This window comes from Fructobacillus sp. EFB-N1 (genome assembly GCF_001038455.1).
Classification (GTDB): Bacteria; Bacillota; Bacilli; order Lactobacillales; family Lactobacillaceae; genus Fructobacillus; species Fructobacillus cardui.
In genome coordinates, this window is the sequence record NZ_LDUY01000059.1 from 1 (window position 1) to 692 (window position 692).

The window sequence follows — 692 nt, forward strand, 5'->3', positions numbered from 1 at the left end:
CCCCACTGCTTCTCACGCAACCATTTAGCCAACGTCCGACTATTACTATCAACAACGCCATTCTTAATGTCTTGTGAAAACTCGTTATCACTCGGGATATGAGTTGGGTCTCGGTACTGATTGCCATTACCAGCCTGTGGTGTGATATCCACGAAGCCATTATCATTTGCCATTTGCTACTCCTTTCTTAAATACTGATTTTTGAATCTATCAGAGTAATTCTTACTCATGTCAACATTACCGTTAATACCGTCCACTGCACCCGAACTAGTGTATTGCCACAAGTCGTATGCATGGTCTGGTGGCGTTGAACGATAGGCTGGAATCATAATTGAACCAGCACGGCTAACGTTCAAATTGAACGAGTTGTACAACTGATTGGCAATGTACAGGACAATCTTGCTGTCTGGTACACCCAAGCTGTTTAACTTATTCATATAGGCCTCGACAATGCCACGCATATTGCTTCCAGTGGTTTCTTCCACGTCAATCATATAGAAGCGTGGTTGCTTGCCGTTGCTTGCCTGCTGTGTCCTTGTATAAAGCGCCTGTGCTTCGTTTTCAGCACTAGCAGTATCATTAGCAGTCATGTATGAATAAACGGCGTAATTAGCCCCAATACTGCCTAATGCTGACAGGTTTCGTTGATACTTCAAATCAGCACGATTAGCACCGTACTGCACTCTGACAAA

The 692-nt window shown here is 43.9% G+C and carries 1 protein-coding gene; it reads right to left on the bottom strand.

Translation table 11 applies throughout. The annotated features are described in order from the left end of the window. Positions 1–176: 176 nt before the first annotated feature. On the bottom strand, positions 177–692 hold a 516-nt coding region (locus FEFB_RS08055), incomplete at its 5' end, for a GH25 family lysozyme (protein WP_047975735.1).